The sequence below is a fragment of the Subdoligranulum sp. DSM 23681 genome (assembly GCF_057005535.1).
In genome coordinates this window covers 1,332,224-1,352,041 of the sequence record NZ_CM168050.1, presented here as the reverse complement: position 1 = coordinate 1,352,041, position 19,818 = coordinate 1,332,224, and the positions used below count along the sequence as shown (strand labels likewise).

Sequence of the window (19,818 nt, the reverse complement as noted above, 5' to 3'; positions counted from 1 at the left end):
TCAGCGGCGGGCGCCGGACAGGGCAAAGGGCAGGCGGCGCTCATCGGCTTTATCAAAAAGGAAGACCTTGTCCGGTTTCAGGGCAAAGTGAACGGTGGGGTCGGCGGCGTTGACCAGGTTCCGGGAGGGGATGATGGCCCGGATGGTGTCCGCCTGACAGGCGGGATGGGTGCAGACGATGCTCACGTCCCGGCCCAGCACTTCCACCCGGCTCAGGGCGCAGGCCACCGGGCCGGTGCCGTCGGGCACAAAGCCTTCGGGGCGGATGCCTGCCCAGACCGGGCCGTCGGGGACGCCGGGAACATCCAGCACCGGGGCGTCAGCACCCTTCAGGTACAGCTTGCCGTCCTTGACGGCGGCGTCAAAGACGTTGATGGGCGGGGTGCCCAGGAACTTGGCCACAAAGAGGTTGGCCGGGTCGTCGTAGACCTGCTGGGGCTCCCCCTGCTGCATGAGCACCCCGTTCTTCATCACCACGATGTGGTCGGAGATGCTCATGGCCTCCTCCTGGTCGTGGGTGACAAAGATGGTGGTGATGCCGGTGGCCCGCTGGATCTTGCAGATCTCCTCCCGGGTCTGCAGCCGCAGGCGGGCGTCCAGGTTGGACAGGGGCTCGTCCAGCAGCAGTACCCGGGGCGTCTTGACCAGGGCCCGGGCGATGGCCACCCGCTGCTGCTGGCCGCCGGACAGTTCCCGGGGCTTGCGGTCCAGTAAATCCTCGATCTGCACCAGCCGGGCGGTCTCCACCGCCCGACGGCGCATCTCCGTCTTGGAAAGCTTCTTGTCCCCCTTCAGGTTCTCCAGGGGGAAGGTGATGTTCTGCAGCACCGTCAGGTGGGGGTACAGGGCGTAGTTCTGGAACACCATGCCCACACCCCGCAGCTCCGGCGGGGCAGCGGTGACGTCCTCCTCCCCGAAGAAGATCTGTCCGGCGGTGGGGGTCTCCAGACCGCAGATCATATTCAAAGTGGTGCTCTTGCCGCAGCCGGAAGGGCCCAGCAGCCCCACCAGCTTGCCGTCCGGCACCGTAAAACTCAAGGAATCCACCGCCGTGACCTCGCCGGACGTTCCCTTGCCCCGGGCGGGGAACCGCTTGGTCAGGCCAACCAATTTGATATTCATGCACACATCTCCCCAATGTCAGCAATATGAAGCCATTATACCGCATTTGCCGGGGCATCACAAGCGCGGTCGGGGGCGGGGCCGGGGGTGCTCCGGGCCCGGGAAAGCCCGCCGTGCAGGGGTCCGGGGGAAAGAGCAGGGGGGATATCTGATAAAGAGTCCCAATAACGGGACATATTTTCAGAAGGGACGGTGGAAAATTCTTCCAATTCTAGGCAAAGTGCGGTGGTGGAAAGCAGAACCGAAAGAAAAGAAATCCTCCTGTTACAGCCAGATAAACATGGATACAGGCTGAAATCCGGGAAAAACAAGAAGTGTTAAAAAGATGTGAAGAATATGAACATTGTGTAAAGTGCATAAAAAAACGCCCGGACTATCGTGATTATGGAGATAGACAAACTGATATATCAGTAGTAATATATCAGTGTAATATATTTTTCAAGGAGGTATCCCATGGTTAATCTCATTGCGGGCGTATTGCTGCTGATCACCTTTATCGGGCTGATCGCGTACTGCGCCAAAGGCGGCAACCTGCTGATCGGCTTTATCGTGACGGCACTGCTCTGGTGCATCATCGGTCGTGTGCCCATCACCACGGTGGTCAATGATGTCTTTGAAAAGTCGGTGGAAAGTTACGGCGCGACCATCGCCATCATCGTATTCGGTGCTTGGTTCGGCCGCGTTCTGGTGGACACCGGCATTGCGGGCTACATCATTAAAAAGACCGTGGAGCTGGCCGGCGACAAGCCCCTGCTCACCACCCTGCTGCTGAACTTCGTCTGTGCCCTGATCTTCTGCAGCGCCTTCGGCGTCGGCTCGGTCATGGCCATCGGCATGATCGTGCTGCCCATCATGTTCTCCCTGGGCATCGACAAGAAGACGGCCGTCGGCTCCTACATGCTGGCGGTGGCTGCCGGCATGTACCTGAACATCGCCTACGTCAGCCAGTTCTTCGCTGTCTTCCCCGACATCACCTATGATGCCAAGTACCGCACCTTCGCCATCATCGCCACCATCGTCAGCGTGCTGGTCATGGCCGTGTACATCGTCTTCAACTACACCAGACAGCGCAAGAACCGCGCTTTCGCCGCCGCTCCCAAAGTGGAGGCCAAGCCCCTGCCCTGGTACTGCGTCATCGTTCCCTTCGTTCCCATCGTGATGGTCTCCTTCTTCTCCTGGCAGCCCGTTCCCTCCTTCCTGCTGGGCATCTTCCTGGGCCTGCTGTTCACCCGCAACATGACCAGCTACTCCAAGGCTGTGGAAAAGGTCCAGAAGACCCTGTATGACGGCGTCGCGGACTCCGGCCTGCTGATCGGCATGCTGTACGGCGTCAACATCTTCCAGGCGGCTGCCAAGCAGGTGGCCCCCATCCTGCAGGACCTGCTGGGTGACATCATCCCCACCTCTCCCGTTGTGCTGCTCATCGCCTTCTGCGTGCTGGCTCCGCTGGCCCTGTTCCGCGGCCCCCTGATGATCTGGGGCTCCGGCATCGCGCTGGCTTCCATCCTGCAGGCCATGGGCGTGTTCACCGAACCTTATCTGTTCATGCTGTTCCTGGTGCCGCCGGTGGCCATCGTGGCTTCCGCCTGCCCGACCCAGTCCTGGACCATGTGGGCTCTGAGCTATGCCAAGCTGGAACCCAAGAACTACATCAAAGCGAACCTGCCCTGGGGCTGGATCGCCTGCATCATCATCCAGATCGTGGGTTATCTGACTTACAGCATCGTCTGATCTTCCCCCTTCCGTACGCACAACGGTGCCGGCCAACATTGCGCATGGCTGGCGCCGTTTGTGCTTGAAGGGCGGCACACCGTGACACAATGAGGGAAAATACTATGGCAAAAAGATCCATCCGCATCGGCATCGACGTGGGCGGCACCCACACCAAGGCTGTCGCCATCGACAACAATACCAACGAGATCGTGGGCAAGGGCTCGGTCATGACCACCCACTTCGCCAAGGAGGGCGTGGCCCGGGGCGTTGTGGAATCCTTCCAGAAATGCCTGGAGACCAGCAACATCAGCCCGGATGAAGTCATCTTCATCGCCCACAGCACCACCCAGGCCACCAACGCCCTGCTGGAAGGCGACGTGGCCAACGTGGGCGTCATCGGCATCGGCAAGGGCGGCCTGGAAGGCTTCCTGGCCAAGCGCCAGACCCGCATCCAGGACATCGACCTGGGCACCGGCAAGTTCATCCACATCGACTCCGAGTTCATGAAGTCCAAGGAGATGAACCACGACAGCGTCAAGGCCATGATCCAGAAGATGTACGACCAGGGCGACCGGGTCATCGTGGCCTCCAAGGCCTTCGGCGTGGATGATATGTCCGAGGAACGCCTGGTGGCCGAGACCGCCGAGGAGATGGGCATGCCCGCCTCCATGGCTTCGGACATCACCAAGCTGTACGGCCTGACCACCCGCACCCGCACCGCGGCCCTGAACGCCAGCATCCTGCCCAAGATGATGGAGACCGCCAACAGCACCGAGTCCTCGGTGCGCTCCACCGGCGTCAAGGTCCCCCTGATGATCATGCGCGGCGACGGCGGCGTTATGGAAGTCAACGAGATGAAGAAGCGCCCGGTGCTGACCATGCTCAGCGGCCCCGCGGCTTCGGTCATCGGCGCTCTGATGTACCTGCGTGCCTCCAACGGCATCTACTTTGAGGTGGGCGGCACCTCCACCAACATCGGCGTCATCAAGAACGGCCGTCCCGCCGTGGACTACGCCATCATCGGCGGCCACCGCACCTACGTCAACTCCCTGGACGTGCGCGTCCTGGGCGTGGCCGGCGGTTCCATGGTGCGTGCCGGCAAGGGCGGCATCGTGGACGTGGGTCCCCGTTCCGCCCACATCGCCAACATGGGCTATGCCTGCTTCACCGACACCGCCCTGTTTGAAGGCGCCACCCTGTACCACATGCAGCCCCGGGAGAACGACCCCGACGACTATGTGGCCATCCGCCTGAACAACGGCGAGAGCGTCACCATCACCAACACCTGCGCCGCCAACGTGCTGGGCATCCTGGCCGAGGGCGACTACGCCCGCGGCAACGTGGAATCCGCCCGCAAGGCCATCGGCCTGCTGGCCCAGGAGGTGGGCATGTCCATCGAGGACACCGCCCGGGCTATCCTGCAGAAATCCACCGACAAGATCAAGCCGGTCATCGAGGACCTGATCGCCAAGTACAAGATCGAGCGCGACCAGATCGTGCTGGTGGGCGCCGGCGGCGGCGCGGGCACCCTGCTGACCTTCACCGCCAACGACATGGGCTTCAAGTACCAGATCCCCGAAAACGCCGAGGTCATCTCTTCCATCGGCGTGGCCCTGGCCATGGTCCGTGAGATGGTGGAACGCACCATCCCCAACCCCACCGCCAAGGACATCGCCGAACTGAAGAAGGAAGCCAAGGAGATGGCCATGAACTCCGGCGCCGTGGAGGACAGCGTGGAAGTGTACGTGGAGATCGACGAGCAGGCCCAGAAGGTCACCGCCATCGCCATGGGCTCCACCGAGGTCAAGACCACCGACCTGATGAAGAACTGCGACGAGACGGAAGCCGTGCAGATCGCGGCGGAATCCGTGGGCGTGGACCCCAAGGACGTGGAGCTGGAAGCTTCCAACGGCCAGGTCTTTGTGGTCACCTGCCAGCAGGGCAGCCGCAAACAGCTGCGGGTCATTGACAAGAAGGGCTTCATCAAGATCCAGCGCTCGGACGGCGGCTGCCTGCGCACCACCATGGCCAACGTGGCCGACGACCTGAAGAAGATCTGGGATGCTTCCTCCAACTTCTCTTCCGAAGTGCGCATCAACCCCGACGTGTATGTCATCGCCGGGTCCCGGGTCATTGACTATTCCGGCATTCCGGAGTACGCTCAGGTGGAAGGCCTGATCGAGGCCGAACTGGCGGACAAGGAACCGGATGACGAGATCATTCTGGTGCTGGCCAAGAACGCATTGCGCTGACCGGCTTCCAGGCCAGGGCCGGCCCCGTGGGGGACCGGCCCTTGTGCGTGCGGACCCGGGCAAAGGAGAGGGATATGTGCACCCAATGGAGCGATGAAAACTGGTACGCCCTGTTCCTGCAGGGGGATCCTGTTGCCAGACCGTTGAATTCTTCGCAGAAATCTTCTATAATAAGGCTGTCAATGCAGGAAGCAAAGAGACAAATGCAGACGCTGCGGCAGCGGTTCGGCACCGAAGAACCCGAACCCTGCCTGCGGCAGCTTGGCTACCGGATCGAAGAAGAAAACCCGGAACTGATGCTCCATTTCCTTTATATGGGACTGACGGTGCCGGACGAACACAAGGTCTGTCTGAACAGGACCGTCCTGGGCGTATTGGAACAATACATGCACACCCATCTCCCCGCCGGGGACCCGCAGCAGGAAAAACTGCGTGATATCGTCTTGTATCACGAGCTTTTCCACGTGCTGGAAGAAACGTCCGAAGGCATTTACACCCGCCGCGTCTACGCCACGCGCAAGCTGCTGGGCTGCATCCCCTGGAAAAGCAAGGTGGAGGCGGCCAGCGAGATCGGAGCGGTCCACTTTTCCAAGCTGATGGCAAGGGCGGAATTCTCCCCCTGTCTCTACACCAGGTATCTTCTTGCGGCAACGAACCAAAAGACAGATATGGATGGTGCGTACGGTGATGGAAAAGAAAGTGGATGGCGGTGACGTTTACTCCGTCCTGCGGGACGACATTATCAATCTGCGGCTGCGCCCCGGTGCGTTTTTCAGCATCCGGGACCTGTGCGCCTTCTATAATGTCGGGCGTTCGCCCGGGCGGGAAGCCCTGATCCGGCTGGAACAGGAAGGCCTTGTGACCTTTCTGCCCCAGCGCGGGACCATGATCTCCAAACTGGACCTGGAACGGATCGACAACGAACGCTATATCCGCCGCTCCATCGAAGAAAATGTAATGAGGGACTTCGTCGGTATGTTCTCCAACTCGGTGATCCTGCACCTGGAAGAGATGATCCGGGAGCAGCGCGTGCTGCACAAAGGCGGGGATCATCGGGGATTCCTGGACGCCGACGACCGGTTCCATCGGGTTTTTTATCAGGGGGCAGAGCGCGAATACTGCTGCGATGTCATCGACAAGGAATGCAGCAACTATCGACGGATGCGCCTGCTGGCCCAGATGACCGACAACGACGCCATGGAAAAAACCATCGAAGAACACGTCCAACTGGTCAATGCCGTGGCCCTGCGTGACATGGAAAGGGTCATGTCCTGCTTTTCTCTTCACCTGGACCAGATCAAGAGCCAGGAACGCAAGATCCTGCGCCGCTTCGGCGATCTGTTCCAGAACGTCTCCGGCCAGGAACGGCGGGAAAACCCCGACCTGGACACGGATTTTCTCCTTTCCATCCGCGGCCACGGGCTCTGAGCCCGCCCACCCGCCGCGCCCTGCCTGCCGCAAACAGGCAGGTGAACAGGTTTGAACGATATGACAATGCCCGTCCGGCTGGACCATGCCCGCGCATGGCGTACCTATCTGGGCGGAAAACTGCTGGATACATGGAACGGCATCCCCGATGCCAGGGACACCAACTTCCCCGAAGAGTGGATCGCCTCGCTGGTGACCGCCCGCAACCCCGGCCGGGAACAGTTCCCGGACGAAGGTCTCAGCCGTCTGGCGGACCTTCCCGGGACCCCCTTCCTGCGCGACTGGATCGAACAGCAGGGCCCCCGGGCGGTGGGCGCGGACCACTGGGCCCGGTACGGGGCCTCCCTGGGGGTGCTGGTCAAGCTCATTGATGCCGGCGAACGGCTGACGGTGCAGGTCCACCCCGACCGGGACACCGCCGAAAAGCTCTTCCACTCCCGGTACGGCAAGACCGAGTGCTGGTATGTGCTGGGCGGCCGCACCATCAACGGGGAGGAACCCTGCATCTATCTGGGGTTCCGGCCCGGGGTGACCCGGAGCCAGTGGAAGGAGCTGTTCCAGGAACAGAACTGCGCCGGCATGCTGGCATGCCTGCACAAGATCCCCGTCCACAGGGGAGATGTGATCCTGATCCGGGGCGGGGTGCCCCACGCCATCGGCGCGGGCTGCTTCCTGACCGAGATCCAGGAACCCACCGACTACACCATCCGGGTGGAGCGCACCACCCCTTCGGGGCTGCGCATCGCCGACAGCGCCTGCCACCAGGGACTGGGCTTCGAGCGGATGTTCGACTGCTTCCACTTTGAGCCCGTCACCGAGGCAGAGGCCCGCCGCCGGTGGTTCCTGCACCACGACCCGACCCCGCTGCCCGACGGCGGGACCCGCCGGGTGCTGGTGGACCAGGGGGATACCCCCTACTTCGCCATGGAGGAACTGACCGTGACCGGTACCGCCCAGCTGCCGCCGGACGGCCGGTTCGGCATTCTGGTGGCGGTGGAAGGGGAGGGCTGTTTCCTGGGCCCCCAGGGCCAGACCATGCCGGTACGGCGCGGGGAACAGTTCTTTGTGCCCGCCTCGGCCGGGACGCTGGGCGTCCGGGCTTCGGGCACGCTGCGCCTGCTGCACTGCGGCGGGCCGCGCTGAATATCTGTACAGCCAACGGGCAGGGACCGCAGATGCGGCCCCTGCCTTTTTGCACGCCGCCGCGCTTGACAACCTCCGGGCGCCGCGCTAGGATTAGATACGTGTTTTGTATATTTATAAAGGTGTGTGGTACAAAGGTGTATGAAAAATCTGTTTCCCTGACCGAGGGCAGTGTGGCCCGGGGTATGCTGGTGTTTGCGGTGCCGATCTTTTTCAGCAACCTGTTCCAGCAGCTGTACAACGCGGTGGACTCGCTCATCGTGGGCAACTTCCTGGGCGGGGACGCCCTGGCCGCGGTGGGCTCTTCCGGCAGCCTGATCTTCCTGCTCACCGGCTTTGTGAACGGGGTCAGCCTGGGCGCCGGGGTGCTGGTGGCCCGGTACTACGGCGCAAAGGACGAGGAGGCCCTGCGTCGGGCGGTGCATACCACCGTGGCCCTGGGCCTGGCCGCCGGGGCGGTGCTCACGGTGGTGGGCATGGTCCTCACCCCCCAGATCCTGCGCTGGATGGGCACCCCCGCCGAGGTCATGCCCAACTCGGTGGCCTATTTCCGGATGTACTTCCTGGGTTCCCTGGCCGTGGTCATGTACAACGTGGGGGCCAGCATCCTGCAGTCGGTGGGAGACAGCCGCAGCCCCATGTATTACCTTATCACCGCCTCGGCGCTCAATGTGATCCTGGACCTCTTCTTCATCGCCGTGCTGGGCATGGGGGTGGGCTCCGCCGCCCTGGCCACCATCCTCTCCCAGACGGTGAGCGCGGTGCTGGCCTTCCGCAAGCTGAGCATGACCAAAGCCCCCTACGGGGTGTGCTGGCGCCAGGTGCGGTTCCACGGCCCCACCCTGCGGGCGGTGGTCATCCAGGGGGTGCCTTCCGGGGTGCAGAACTCGGTCATCTCCCTGGCCAACGTCATCGTGCAGGCCAACATCAACGCCTTCGGCGCCCAGGCCATGGCCGGGTGCGGCGCCTACAGCAAGGTGGAAGGCTTCGCCTTCCTGCCCGTGACCTGCTTTGCCATGGCCCTGGCCACCTTCATCAGCCAGAACATCGGCGCCGGCAGGCTGGACCGGGTGCGCCGGGGCATGCGCTTCGGCATGCTGACCTCCGCGCTGCTGGCCGAAGGGGTGGGCGTGGCCATGTTCCTGCTGGCCCCCTGGCTCATCGGGGCCTTCAACCCCGAACCGGAGGTCATCGCCTTCGGGGTGCGGCAGGCCCGCACGGTGGCGCTGTTCTACTGCCTGCTGGCCTTCAGCCACTGCTCCGCCGGCATCCTGCGCGGCCTGGGCCGGCCCATGGTGCCCATGGCCGTCATGCTGGCGGTGTGGTGTGCGCTGCGCATCACCTACATCACCGTCACCCTGCGGTTCATTCCCCAGATCGGGGTCATCTTCTGGGCCTATCCCATCACCTGGACCATCAGTTCGGTGCTCTTTGCCTGGTACCTGACCCACTGCCCCCTGCCCAGCCCCGGGGGCGGCGCCCCCGGCCACGGGGAACACGCCCGCGCCTGACCTGGTTTTGCCTTTCTGCGCCCTGCTCCGGCAGGGCGCTTTCTGTTTGTGAAAAAAACAGGAATGCTGATTGTAAAGAAATGGAAAAAGTGCTATAATACGACAGACTATCACATCCCCGGAGGCTGTGCCCCGGAAAAGGAGTTTGGGCAAAGATGAGCAAACGTCAGATCCTGGAATACCTGCTGGAAACCAACACCAGCGTTTCGGTGACGCAGATGTGCGTCTCCCTGCTGGTGGCCCTGGCCAACCTGGACCTGTACGATTCGGTGAGCTTTCTTCTGGTGGTCCGGGGGCAGGAAGGCGCCCTGGACCTGGACGGGGTGCAGAAGGCCATCCGGGAAAAGACCCGCACCGCCAGACTGCGCATGCGCAGCCGCAGCGCCGGCAGCGATGAGGTCACCTTTGAACTGCGGCTGAAAAGCAAGTACGAGCACGACCTGGTGGAGGCGGTGGGAGCCTGCGCCGGGGTACAGAGCGTGAACCTGGTGAGCTACAGCGGGGAAAGCATCGGATGACGCCCTCCGTATACAAGAGGATTCTGGCGGTGCTGCTGCCTCTGGCCCTGCTGGCGGCCCTGGGGGCGGCGCTGGCCCTGCACTGCAGCGCCGACGCCATCGTGTTCGGCGCCCCCAAGGAGGAGCGGGACGGCCGCCAGACCCTGCTGACCCTGTTTGCCTCCATGGACCAGACCCAGCGGGAACTGACGGCGGAGGTGCTGATGCGGATGCTCAAAGCCCTGCCCGCCGAGGCAGAATAAAAAAAGCCGCCCCGCGGAAAACGCTGCAAGGCGTTCGCCGCGGGGCGGTGTTGTGTTGGTATGTCGGGGACTCAGCGGCCGATGGGGGCGCACTTGGCCTTCAGCCAGGCCTTTTCCTCCTCGTTCAGGCGGGGAGCCAGGGTCTCGTACACATGGTGGTGGTAGTTGTTCAGCCAGTCGATCTGGGGGCGGCTCAGCTCGTCCACCAGCACCGGCTCGGTGGAGATGGGCACCACGGTCAGGGGCTCAAAGGCCAGCCAGTTGCCGTACTGGTTGGTGCCGGCAGACACGCATTCCAGCTCGTTCTCAATGCGGATGCCCACCTCGTCGGTCTCGTACACGCCGGGTTCGTCGGTGATGGTCATGCCGGGTTTGAAGACCACCCCGTTCTGAGGACGCAGGCTCTGGGGGCCTTCATGCACGTTGGCAATGAAGCCCACCCCGTGGCCGGTGCCGCAGCGGTAGTTGATCTTGTGGGCCCACAGGGGCGCCCGGGCAAAGGTGTCCAGGGCAAAGCCGGTGCAGTAATCCAGGAAGACCGCCCGGGCCATGTCGATGTGGCTCTGCAGGGTCCAGGTGTAATACTTGCGCTCGTTTTCGGTCAGGGGGCCCATGGGATAGGTGCGGGTGATGTCGGTGGTGCCGCAGTCATACTGGCCGCCGTTGTCAATGAGCAAAAAGCCCTTGCGCTCAATGGGGCTGTTGACCTCCCCCTCGGCGTGATAGTGCATCATGGCGGCGTTGGGGCCGTAGGCGGCGATGGTGTTGAAGCTGTCCTCCATGTACCCGGGCTGTTCGCTGCGGCGGCGCTGGAGCATGACCTCGATGTCGGTCTCCATCAGCTGCTTGCCTTCGGCCAGGGCCTTTTCCAGGTCCATCTCAAACCGCACCAGGGCCACGCCGTCCCGGATGTGGCATTCCCGGCTGTTGGCCAGCTCCACCGGGTTCTTGACCCCCTTCAGGGCGATGATGGGGTCGGCGCCCTCCTTCACGGTCAGGTGGGGGTTGGCCTCAATGGCGCTGTACAGGTCGTAGTTGGTGGTGGCGGGGCTGACCAGGATGGTCTCCTCGTCGGTGCGGCTGCGCACAAAGTCCAGCAGTTCGGTGTAGTCCCGCAGGGCCACACCCTGGGCGGCCAGGGCGGCGGCGTCTTCCTCGCTCAGGCGGCCCGGAGCCAGGAAGAGGGTGCAACTGTCGGCGGTGATGTAGGCGTAGGACACCGCCAGCGGGGTGCAGGGCAGGTCATGGGCCCGCATGTTCAAAAGCCATGCCACGCAGTCCAGCCCGGTGACGGCCAGGGCGTTGGCGCCCTCCTTGGCCAGTTCCGCCCGCACGGCGGCGATCTTCTCGGCGGCATCGGCGCCGGTGACCTCCTTCTTCAGAAGGAAGCAGGGGGTGTTGGGCAGGGCCGGACGCTCGCCGCCCCAGATGGAGCTGACCACGTCCAGGCTGCGCAGGCTGGCGCCCACCTTTTCCAGGGTCTTGGCGTAGTCCCGCACGGTGGCGGTGGGCACGCAGGAGCCGTCCAGCAGCAGGGTCTGACCGGCGCTGAACTTCTGGGTCAAAAACTCCGCCACGGTGGGCACACCGGCGGCGCCGGCGTGCATGGACTGGATCTCGGTGCCGGCCAGCTGCTTGTCCGCCTGGACATAGAACCGGCCGTCCACCCACAGGGCGCTCTCACTGCCGGTGACCACCAGGGTGGCGTTCTCCCCGATAAAGCCGGTGAGCCAGGGCAGGGCGTTGTAATAGGCGGGAACATATTCACTGCAATGAGGGTCGCTGGTCATGACCAGCACGCCGTCGGCACCGTTGGCCTGGGCGGCCGCCCGCAGGGCGGCGATTTTTTCGTTCACGGTCAAAGTTGAACACTCCTTTATCTATCCCACAGGGGAACCGGATTTGGATGATATCCTTTGTAATTGTAGCACGTTTTGCAAAATAGTAAAGGGACGGGGTTAGCAACGGCAAACCCTGCCCCTTTCCCGATAGGATCCCGGTCCCCTCACATGCGCACGATGCGGTAATACTGCCGTGCGGTCAGGGCGTACACCCCCACATAGCACAGCCCGAACACCGCCAGGGTGCCCCCGGCGCACAGCCAGAAGAGCACCGGGTCGGACAGCCCGAACACCGCGATCATCCGCATGAGCATGGGCGAGGCGGCCCCCAGGTGCAGGGCGGCCCCCGCCAGGGGCAGGAAGAACACCCCCAGAACCTGGGTGCGGATGGCGCCCCGGACCTCCCCGGCGCTCAGGCCCACCTGCTGCAGGATGACGAACCGGCTGCGGTCCTCATACCCTTCGCTGAGCTGTTTGTAGTAGATCATCAGCACGGTGGCCAGACTGAACATCAGGGCCAGGAACACCCCCAGAAAGACAAAACTGCCGTTCATGGCGTAGTACTGCAGCCGGATGCCCGCCCGGTTGTACACATACAGTCCGGCGTCAAACCCGGGCTGGATGCCCTCCCGGGGCAGGACTGCGTCGATGGCGGCGGCGCAGTCCAGCAGCTGGTCCTCACTCAGGCCGGCGGGGTCCAGCAGCACCGAGTACCGGGCCCCCGCCATGGCCCCCGAGGCTTCGGCGGCCCGCACCGCTCCGGCCAGGTCCGCCCGCCGGGGCAGCACCACCCAGACGGTGCCGTTGTCAAATCCGGCGTCAAAGATGTTGGGCAGGGGCCATTCCGTCGGCTGGCCGGCGTTTTTCCAGGTCTGGCCGTCCAGCACCAGGTCCCCGCTGCCGCCCTCCGGCCAGAGGAGCAGGGCGGTGCCCGGGTCCAGGGTCAGGGCCTGCCCGGTGAGGGCGGTGTAATCTTCGGCGGCAATGAGGTAGAAGCCGGTCAGGCCGGTGGGGTCGTTGGAACTGCGGGTCACATACCCGGCCTGGGTGGCCTGCGCCCCCAGGGTGCAGTAGGCAAACCCCTGGGCGGGGGCGTCGGTCCAGGGGGCGGCGGCATGGGCGGTGAGGGTATCCAGCCAGGTATAGTCGGTGTCGGCCAGGGCGTCGGTGTCACAGCTGCCGGAAACCATGATCTCGTGGGGATAGCTGCGGTCCAGGGTGACCTCGATGCCCGCGTACAGGCAGACGGTGGTGGCCACGCTGACCAGCACGGTGGTCACCAGGATGCAGATGTTGGCCAACCCCCTGGCGTTCTGGTTCATCCGGTAGAGCAGCCCCGACACCGCAATGAAACGGCGGGGATGGTAGTAGAAGCGCTTGTTCCGGCGCAGGGCCTTGAGCAGCACCACGCTCCCCGCCCCGAAGAGGCAGTGGGTGCCGATGATGACCAGCCCCACCGCCGCGAAAAACAGCAAAAGGACAAAGAGCATGTCGGTGGTGAAGAAGGAGAGGGCGTACCCGCCGCCCAGGCAGAGGACCCCCAGCAGGGCCAGCAGCCTGCGGCTGCGGGGTTCCCGCTCACCCATCTGTCCGGCGTGGAGCAGCTCGATGGGCCTGGCCCGGAAGATGCGGCGCAGGTCCCACAGGTACAGCCCTGCAAACAGAAGGGCGAAGGCGGCGGCGCTCTCGGCGGCGCCGGGAAGGCAGAAGGAAAATCCCATGGGCACGCTGAGCAGCATCAGCCGCAAAAGCAGCACCAGGGCCAGCTTGCTGAGCAAGGCCCCCGCCCCGATGCCCAGCACCGTGCCCGCCAGCCAGACCAGCACCGTCTCCACGGCGTGGATGGCCCCCACGTCCCGGCGGCGCAGGCCCAGCACGCTGTACAAAGCCAGCTCCCGGGCACGGCGGTGCATCACAAAGCCGTTGGCGTAGACCAGGATCCACACCACCAGGAACACCAGGATACCGCTGCCCAGGTTGAGCATGAGGCCGGCATACACCCCGCCCCGCATGGTGGCCACCAGTTCGCTGTAGGCCAGGAACCGCAGGATGTAGCACATGGCCACACAGCCCGCGGCGGCCAGGGTGAAGGGCAGGTAGAGCTGCCGGTTGCGCAGCACCCCCCGGGCACCCATGCGCAGATACAGCCGGAATTTAGACATGGTCCGCACCTCCCGCCAGAGCGGTGAGGGTGTCCGAAATGCGGGCGAACATCTCCTCCCGGCTCAGAGCCCCCCGGTACAGCTGGTGGTACACCTGGCCGTCCCGCAAAAACAGCACCCGCTGGGCGTGGCTGGCCGCCCGCACGCTGTGGGTGACCATGAGGATGGTCTGGCCTCCGGCGTTGATGGCCCCGAACAGCTCCAGCAAGGCGTCCGCCGACCGGGAATCCAGAGCGCCGGTGGGTTCGTCCGCCAGCACCAGGGCGGGCCGGGTGATGAGCGCCCGGGCCACCGCCACCCGCTGCTTCTGCCCGCCGGAGATCTCGTAGGGGAACTTGTCCAGCAGGGCCGCAATGCCCAGCTGCAGGGCCAGGGGCTCCAGCCGGGTACTCATCTCGGCGTAAGGGGTGTCTGCCAGCACCAGGGGCAGCAGGATGTTGTCCCGCACCGAGAGGGTGTCCAGCAGGTTGAAGTCCTGGAACACAAAGCCCAGGTGGTCCCGGCGGAACTCCGCCAGGTCCTTGTCCGGGATTTTGGTCAGGTCCCGGCCGTTCAGGCAGACACTGCCCCCGGTGGGCCGGTCCAGGGCGGCCAGAATGTTCAGAAGGGTGGTCTTGCCCGCCCCCGATTCCCCCATGATGGCCAGGTACTCCCCTTTGGGCACCGTGAAGCTGATGTCCGCCAGGGCCTGCACCCGCAGGGACCCGAACCGGGCGGTGTAGACCTTTTCCAGGTGGGTGATGGCCAACAGCGGCGTTTCCTTGTTTGGCATGGGTGTTGCTCTCCTTTGTTCAGACTGTCCGGCCGCCCGGAACCGGTCGGCTGGCTGTTTCCAGCATACCCCCGCCGCCCGGTCCCTGCCATGGCTTTGGCTTACAGTCCGGGGCCGCTGCCTTACGGTTTTGTCACATGCTCATTCATAGAAGGCGCCTGCGGGGGGAAAGGTGAGCACAAAAGTACAGCCCTGCCCGGGGGTGCTGCGGGCCTGCAGGGTACAGCCCATCCGCTCCGCCGCCCGGGCACACAGGTACAGCCCCAGCCCGCTGGACACCGCCCCCGCCGCCCTGCCGTTGGCTCCGGTGTAGCCTTTTTCAAACAGGCGGGGCAGGTCGGAGGGAGAAACACCCGGCCCGGTGTCGGAGACCCGCAGGGCCTGCCCGTCCGCCTGCACCGTCACGGTGCCCCCGGGCGGGGTGTACTTCACCGCGTTGGACAGGAGCTGTTCCAGAATGAACCCCACCCACTTGGGGTCGGTGACCGGGCGGGCCTTTTCCGGGGCGCCCGCATAGACCAGCCGCAGCCGCCGCAGAATAAACATCCGGGCATACCGGCGCAGGCTGCGCCGCACCACCGGGTCCAGGGCGGTGGGGGCCAGGGCCAGGTCCCGGCTGTCCGCCCCCAGGCGCAGATACCCCATGGCCGCGTCCACGTATTCCTCGGTGCGGAAAAGCTCCGGTTCCAGCGCGGCGGGGTCCGCCCGGTTCTGCACCAGCAGCCGCATGGCCGCCAGAGGCGTCTTGACCTGGTGGGCCCAGACCGCAAAATAGTCCAGCAGGTCGTCCCGCAGCGCCCGCCGGTCCCGGCCCAGGGCGGCGGCCCGGGCCACCTGGGCGTCCAGGGCCTGTTGGTAGGCGGCCTCCAGCCCGCCGGCGGGGGACCCGGGCAGGGGGATGTGGTCCCGGTCCGGGTCAGCGGCGGCCTGTCGGGCGGCCTGCACCCGGCGGTGCCACCCCGGCCACCCGGCCCCCAGCAGCAGGCAGCACCCGGCCAGGGCCAGCGCCGCCCCGTAGGCGGCGCCCTCGGCGGGCAGGCCGTACAGCAGGGTCACCAGGGCAAAGACAGCGGTGCACAGCCCCCAGGTCAGGGGCACCTGCCGCCGCTCATACAGATAGGCCAGCACCGTTTTCATGGAATGCAGTATCCCTCCCCCTTCACCGTTCGGATGAGCCCCGGCACCCCGGCGGCTTCCAGGCGCTTGCGCAGGCGGGCCACATTCACCGTCAGGGTGTTTTCGTCGATGTAGCAGTCGGTGGCCCACAGGGCGGTCATCAGGTCCTCCCGGCGTACCACCTTGCCCCGCCGCTCCAGCAGTGCCTGCAAGATCCGCAGCTCGTTGCGGGTCAGGGTCACCGGGCCGGTGTCCGCCCGCAGCACTCCGGCCCCCAGGTCCAGGGGCACCCCGCCGCAGTCCGCCAGCTCGAGGGCACGGCGGTAGGCGTAGGCGCGGCGGAGCAGGGCCTGCACCCGGGCCCCCAGCAGCTCGGCGTCAAAGGGCTTGGCGATGTAATCGTCTGCCCCCAGGTCCATGGCGGTGACCTGGTTCAGACTGTCCGCCGCCGAGGACAGAAACAGAATGGGCAGGTCGGACACCTCCCGCAGCCGCCGGCACCAGTGGTAGCCATTGTGGTAGGGCAGGGAAAGGTCCAGGATCACCAGCTGGGGGTCAAAGGCCCGGAACCGGGGCAGGATGTCGGTGAGGTCTTCGGCCACAGCCGGGTCGAACCCCCGGTCGGCCAGCACCCGGGCGATGGACCGGGCCAGGGACTGGTCGTCCTCCACGATCAGAATACGGTACAAGAAAGGTCCCTCCCATCGGATGGTGTTTGCCTGCGGCACGGCAGGAAAAGGGAAAGGGCACGGCAGCCCCTTTGTCTGATTCTACGAATCAGCTCCGGGCATTTTGGCACGGGAACGTGCAAAAAACGGTGGTTTTCCCATGGAAAATTGTGCCCTTTGCCCCTTGACGGCTTTGTTATAATAGTATTAGCAGACGGCGGCCCGGAGTGCCGGGTCAGCCGCCCTTTCACTGTAACAGAAAACAGAGGTTGATTGAATATGAACAAGACCAAGATCGATATTTTCTCCGGCTTTCTGGGCGCCGGCAAGACCACACTCATCAAGAAGCTGATCCAGGAAGCCTTCGGCGGCGAAAAGCTGGTGCTCATCGAGAACGAATTCGGTGAGATCGGCATCGACGGCGGCTTCATGCGGGAGGCGGGCATCCAGGTCAACGAGCTGAACTCCGGCTGCATCTGCTGCTCCCTGGTGGGCGACTTCCGGGAAGCCCTGAAAAAGGTGGTGGAGACCTACCATCCCGACCGCATCCTCATCGAGCCTTCCGGCGTGGGCAAGCTGTCCGACGTGACCCGGGCCGTGGAGGGCGTGGCCGAGACCCTGCCCGTCACCCTGAACAGCTTTGTCACCGTGGCCGACGTGAACAAGGTCAAGATGTATATGAAGAACTTCGGCGAGTTCTATGACGACCAGGTCAGCCATGCTTCCTGCCTGATCCTCAGCCGCACCGGCAACGCCGACGAGGCCAAGGTGGCCAAGGCCGTGGCCCTGCTGCAGGAAAAGAACCCCACCGCCACTATCGTCACCACCGACTGGGCCGCCCTGAACGGCAAGCAGATCGTGGCGGTCATGGATGGCAAGCGGGACCTGGTGGCCGAGCTCATCGAGCAGGCCCAGGCCGCCAACGAGGCCCATGCCGGGGAGGACGAGCACCATCATCACCACCATCACCACGACGGTGAGTGCTGCCACCATCACGATCATGACCATGAGGAGGGCGAGTGCTGCCATCATCACGATCATGACCACGAGGAACATGACCACGAGTGCTGTCACCATGACCACGACCATGAGGAACACGACCACGAATGCTGCCATCACGACCATGAGCACCACGAGCATCATTACGATGAGCATGGTGTGTGCAGCTGCGGCCATCATCACCATGACCACGACGCCGACGAGGTGTTCGTGAGCTGGGGCCGGGAGACCGCCCGCCACTACACCAAGGAAGAGCTGGAAGCGGCCCTCACCGCCCTGGATACCGGCAAGTACGGCAGCGTGCTGCGGGCCAAGGGCATCGTGGACGGCGGCAGCACCTGGTATGAGTTCGACATGGTCCCCGGCGAGCATGAGATCCGCACCGGCAGCCCCGACGTCACCGGCAAGCTGTGCGTCATCGGCTCCGGCCTGGACGAGCAGGGTCTGGCGGAACTGTTCGGCCTGTAAGCAGGAAAGGGGTACACCATGGCAAGCAAACAGATCCCCGTATACCTCTTTGTGGGCATGCTGGAGAGCGGCAAGACCAAGTTCATCCAGGAGACCATGGAGGACGAGCAGTTTGATTCGGGGGACAAGACCCTGCTGCTCATCTGCGAGGACGGCGAGGAAGAGTACGACCCCGACCGTTTCGCCTTCGGCGGGGTGACCGTCGAATATATCAGCGACAAGGCGGAGCTGAACCAGCAGAACCTGACCCGTCTGGCCGCCAAGAGCGGCTGCGGCCGGGTCATCATCGAGTACAACGGCATGTGGCTCATCCAGGACCTGGCGGACGCCCTGCCGGCCAACTGGGTGATCTACCAGTGTCTGGCCACCGCCGACGGCACCACCATCAAGACCTATGCCGGGGACAACGCCATGCGGTCCCTGCTGCTGGACAAGCTGCGCACCAGCGAGCTGCTGGTGGTCAACCGGGCGGAGGCGGTGAACGACGACGAGAGCCGCCAGCTCATCCACAAGCTGGTGCGGCAGGCCAGCCGCCGGTGTGACATCGCCTACGAGTTCAAGGACGGCTCGGTGGCCTACGATGATATCCCCGACCCCCTGCCCTTTGACGTGAACGCCCCGGTCATCGAGATCCCGGCGGAGTTTTTCGGCATCTGGTATATGGACTGCATGGACGAGCCGGACAAATACAACGGCAAGACGGTGAAGTTCCTGGCCCAGGTGTGCCAGACTTCCCGGGCGGGCAAGGATTCTTTCGTGCCCGGGCGGTTCGCCATGACCTGCTGCGTGCAGGACATCCAGTTTGTGGGCTTCCCCTGCAAGTACGACGCCTACAAGACCCTGAAACAGCGGGACTGGATCACCCTGACCGCCAAGGTGGCCATCAAGTTCCATCCCATCTACAAGGGCCAGACCCCCGACTCCACCGGTCCGGTGCTCACCGCCCTGGCTGTGGAACCTGCCGAAAAACCGGTGGAAGATGTGGTCATGTTCAGCTGATTGGCCAAAAAACGCCGATTTAACAAACATTTTACAGTTGGGTGCTTGCAAAGGCGGCCGGGGCCTGTATAATAGCTAATGGAATGAATGTTGGCTTTTCCCGATGACGGACCTTACAAAGGAGGAACGCCGATGCAGGTGACCAACCTGGCTCTTGAAATTTCCGCCGTGGCCAAGCGTCTGGAGCGCGAAGGCCGCTACGCCCGCACCCATGACTTTATCCAGCATGGCGGGGTGAGTGTGTACGAACACTGTGTCCGGGTGGCGGCGCTGAGCTGCCGTCTGGCCGATGCTTTCGGGGTACAGGTGGACCGGGAAAGCCTGATCCGCGGTGCCCTGCTCCACGACTACTTCCTGTATGACTGGCACGAAAAGGACGACAGCCACCGCCTGCACGGGTTCACCCATCCCCGCACGGCGTTGAAGAACGCGTTGCAGGACTGGGACCTGGACGAGGTGGAACAGAACGTGATCCTGCGCCACATGTTCCCCCTGACCCCGGTGCCCCCGGCCTGCACCGAAGCCTGGCTGGTCTGTCTGGCCGACAAGATGTGTGCGGTGCAGGAGATGGTCTACACCCGCACCCGCCGTCTGCGGCCGGCGCTGGCAAGAAGCAAATAAATCTTATTAGTCCCTGGCAGTGATGCCGGGGGCTTTGCTTTTTTGGCAGACGGGAGGCTGCCGGGTTCCGGCAAGCGGGTGCTTGCGGGGGAGACGTTCTTTTTTTGGCAAGCGGGAGCTTGCGGGAGAGTTGTTCCTTTTTGGCGTCAAAAAGGAACCGAAAAACCGCCACCGTTTCGAGGCGGTGGACGCCGACCAGGGCTGCGGCCCTGGACCCGGGGAGTGCGGCCACCTTACGACGGC

At 64.1% G+C, this 19,818-nt stretch carries 17 protein-coding genes; 11 read left to right on the top strand and 6 right to left on the bottom strand.

All coding sequences use genetic code 11. From position 1 onward, the window contains the following. Positions 1 to 1,122, bottom strand: coding sequence for an ABC transporter ATP-binding protein (locus AC127K_RS06380; RefSeq protein WP_483722006.1), 1,122 nt, complete (start codon positions 1,120 to 1,122; stop codon positions 1 to 3). 453 nt (positions 1,123 to 1,575) lie between these two features. On the opposite strand from AC127K_RS06380, the gene AC127K_RS06375 reads away from it, so the two are divergent. The 8 genes from AC127K_RS06375 (at position 1,576) to AC127K_RS06340 (ending at position 9,929) form a co-directional block, all read left to right on the top strand. Then, on the top strand, positions 1,576 to 2,853 hold the full coding sequence (locus AC127K_RS06375) for a citrate transporter (protein WP_483722005.1): 1,278 nt from the start codon (positions 1,576 to 1,578) through the stop codon (positions 2,851 to 2,853). Between the two features lie 104 nt (positions 2,854 to 2,957). Further along, entirely contained in the window at positions 2,958 to 5,087 is a 2,130-nt protein-coding gene (locus AC127K_RS06370; RefSeq protein WP_483722004.1) for a hydantoinase/oxoprolinase family protein, read from the top strand. A gap of 203 nt (positions 5,088 to 5,290) precedes the next feature. Beyond that, a complete protein-coding gene (locus tag AC127K_RS06365; RefSeq protein WP_483722003.1) occupies positions 5,291 to 5,800 on the top strand; it encodes a hypothetical protein in 510 nt (169 codons plus the stop codon). Then, positions 5,775 to 6,515: a GntR family transcriptional regulator gene (locus tag AC127K_RS06360; RefSeq protein WP_294539210.1), complete on the top strand. Its 741-nt coding sequence runs from the start codon at positions 5,775 to 5,777 to the stop codon at positions 6,513 to 6,515. The genes AC127K_RS06365 and AC127K_RS06360 overlap by 26 nt, the downstream gene beginning before the upstream one ends. 60 nt (positions 6,516 to 6,575) lie before the next feature. Then, positions 6,576 to 7,658, top strand: coding sequence for a class I mannose-6-phosphate isomerase (locus AC127K_RS06355; RefSeq protein WP_483722177.1), 1,083 nt, complete (start codon positions 6,576 to 6,578; stop codon positions 7,656 to 7,658). A gap of 137 nt (positions 7,659 to 7,795) precedes the next feature. After that, positions 7,796 to 9,169 (top strand): MATE family efflux transporter, encoded by a 1,374-nt coding sequence (locus AC127K_RS06350; RefSeq protein ID WP_483722002.1) that lies wholly within the window; start codon positions 7,796 to 7,798, stop codon positions 9,167 to 9,169. Between the two features lie 155 nt (positions 9,170 to 9,324). Continuing rightward, positions 9,325 to 9,687 carry a hypothetical protein gene (locus AC127K_RS06345; protein WP_483722001.1) on the top strand — a complete coding sequence of 121 codons (363 nt, stop codon included), beginning with the start codon at positions 9,325 to 9,327 and terminating at the stop codon, positions 9,685 to 9,687. Next, positions 9,684 to 9,929, top strand: a complete 246-nt coding sequence (locus AC127K_RS06340) for a hypothetical protein (RefSeq protein ID WP_483722000.1) — start codon at positions 9,684 to 9,686, stop codon at positions 9,927 to 9,929. Before AC127K_RS06345 ends, AC127K_RS06340 begins: the two co-directional genes overlap by 4 nt. 71 nt (positions 9,930 to 10,000) lie before the next feature. On the opposite strand, the gene AC127K_RS06335 is transcribed toward AC127K_RS06340, so the two are convergent. The 5 genes from AC127K_RS06335 to AC127K_RS06315 form a co-directional block, all read right to left on the bottom strand. Further along, the gene (locus AC127K_RS06335; protein WP_483722176.1) at positions 10,001 to 11,785 is read right to left on the bottom strand and encodes an aminopeptidase P family N-terminal domain-containing protein; all 1,785 of its coding nucleotides are present in this window, start codon (positions 11,783 to 11,785) and stop codon (positions 10,001 to 10,003) included. Positions 11,786 to 11,934: 149 nt separating this feature from the next. After that, complete coding sequence (locus AC127K_RS06330) at positions 11,935 to 13,932, bottom strand: FtsX-like permease family protein (protein ID WP_483721998.1); 1,998 nt, start codon at positions 13,930 to 13,932, stop codon at positions 11,935 to 11,937. Then, entirely contained in the window at positions 13,925 to 14,704 is a 780-nt protein-coding gene (locus AC127K_RS06325) for an ABC transporter ATP-binding protein (RefSeq protein ID WP_294542568.1), read from the bottom strand. Before AC127K_RS06325 ends, AC127K_RS06330 begins: the two co-directional genes overlap by 8 nt. A 141-nt stretch (positions 14,705 to 14,845) precedes the next feature. Continuing rightward, positions 14,846 to 15,841, bottom strand: a complete 996-nt coding sequence (locus AC127K_RS06320; protein ID WP_483721997.1) for a sensor histidine kinase — start codon at positions 15,839 to 15,841, stop codon at positions 14,846 to 14,848. Next, complete coding sequence (locus AC127K_RS06315) at positions 15,838 to 16,509, bottom strand: response regulator transcription factor (RefSeq protein WP_483721996.1); 672 nt, start codon at positions 16,507 to 16,509, stop codon at positions 15,838 to 15,840. The genes AC127K_RS06320 and AC127K_RS06315 overlap by 4 nt, the downstream gene beginning before the upstream one ends. A 258-nt stretch (positions 16,510 to 16,767) precedes the next feature. On the opposite strand from AC127K_RS06315, the gene AC127K_RS06310 reads away from it, so the two are divergent. The 3 genes from AC127K_RS06310 (at position 16,768) to AC127K_RS06300 (ending at position 19,575) form a co-directional block, all read left to right on the top strand. Next, complete coding sequence (locus AC127K_RS06310) at positions 16,768 to 17,955, top strand: CobW family GTP-binding protein (RefSeq protein ID WP_483721994.1); 1,188 nt, start codon at positions 16,768 to 16,770, stop codon at positions 17,953 to 17,955. Between the two features lie 18 nt (positions 17,956 to 17,973). Next, on the top strand, positions 17,974 to 18,954 hold the full coding sequence (locus tag AC127K_RS06305; protein WP_483721993.1) for a TIGR03943 family putative permease subunit: 981 nt from the start codon (positions 17,974 to 17,976) through the stop codon (positions 18,952 to 18,954). 132 nt (positions 18,955 to 19,086) lie between these two features. Further along, a complete protein-coding gene (locus tag AC127K_RS06300) occupies positions 19,087 to 19,575 on the top strand; it encodes an HD domain-containing protein (protein WP_483721991.1) in 489 nt (162 codons plus the stop codon). Positions 19,576 to 19,818 lie beyond the last annotated feature (243 nt).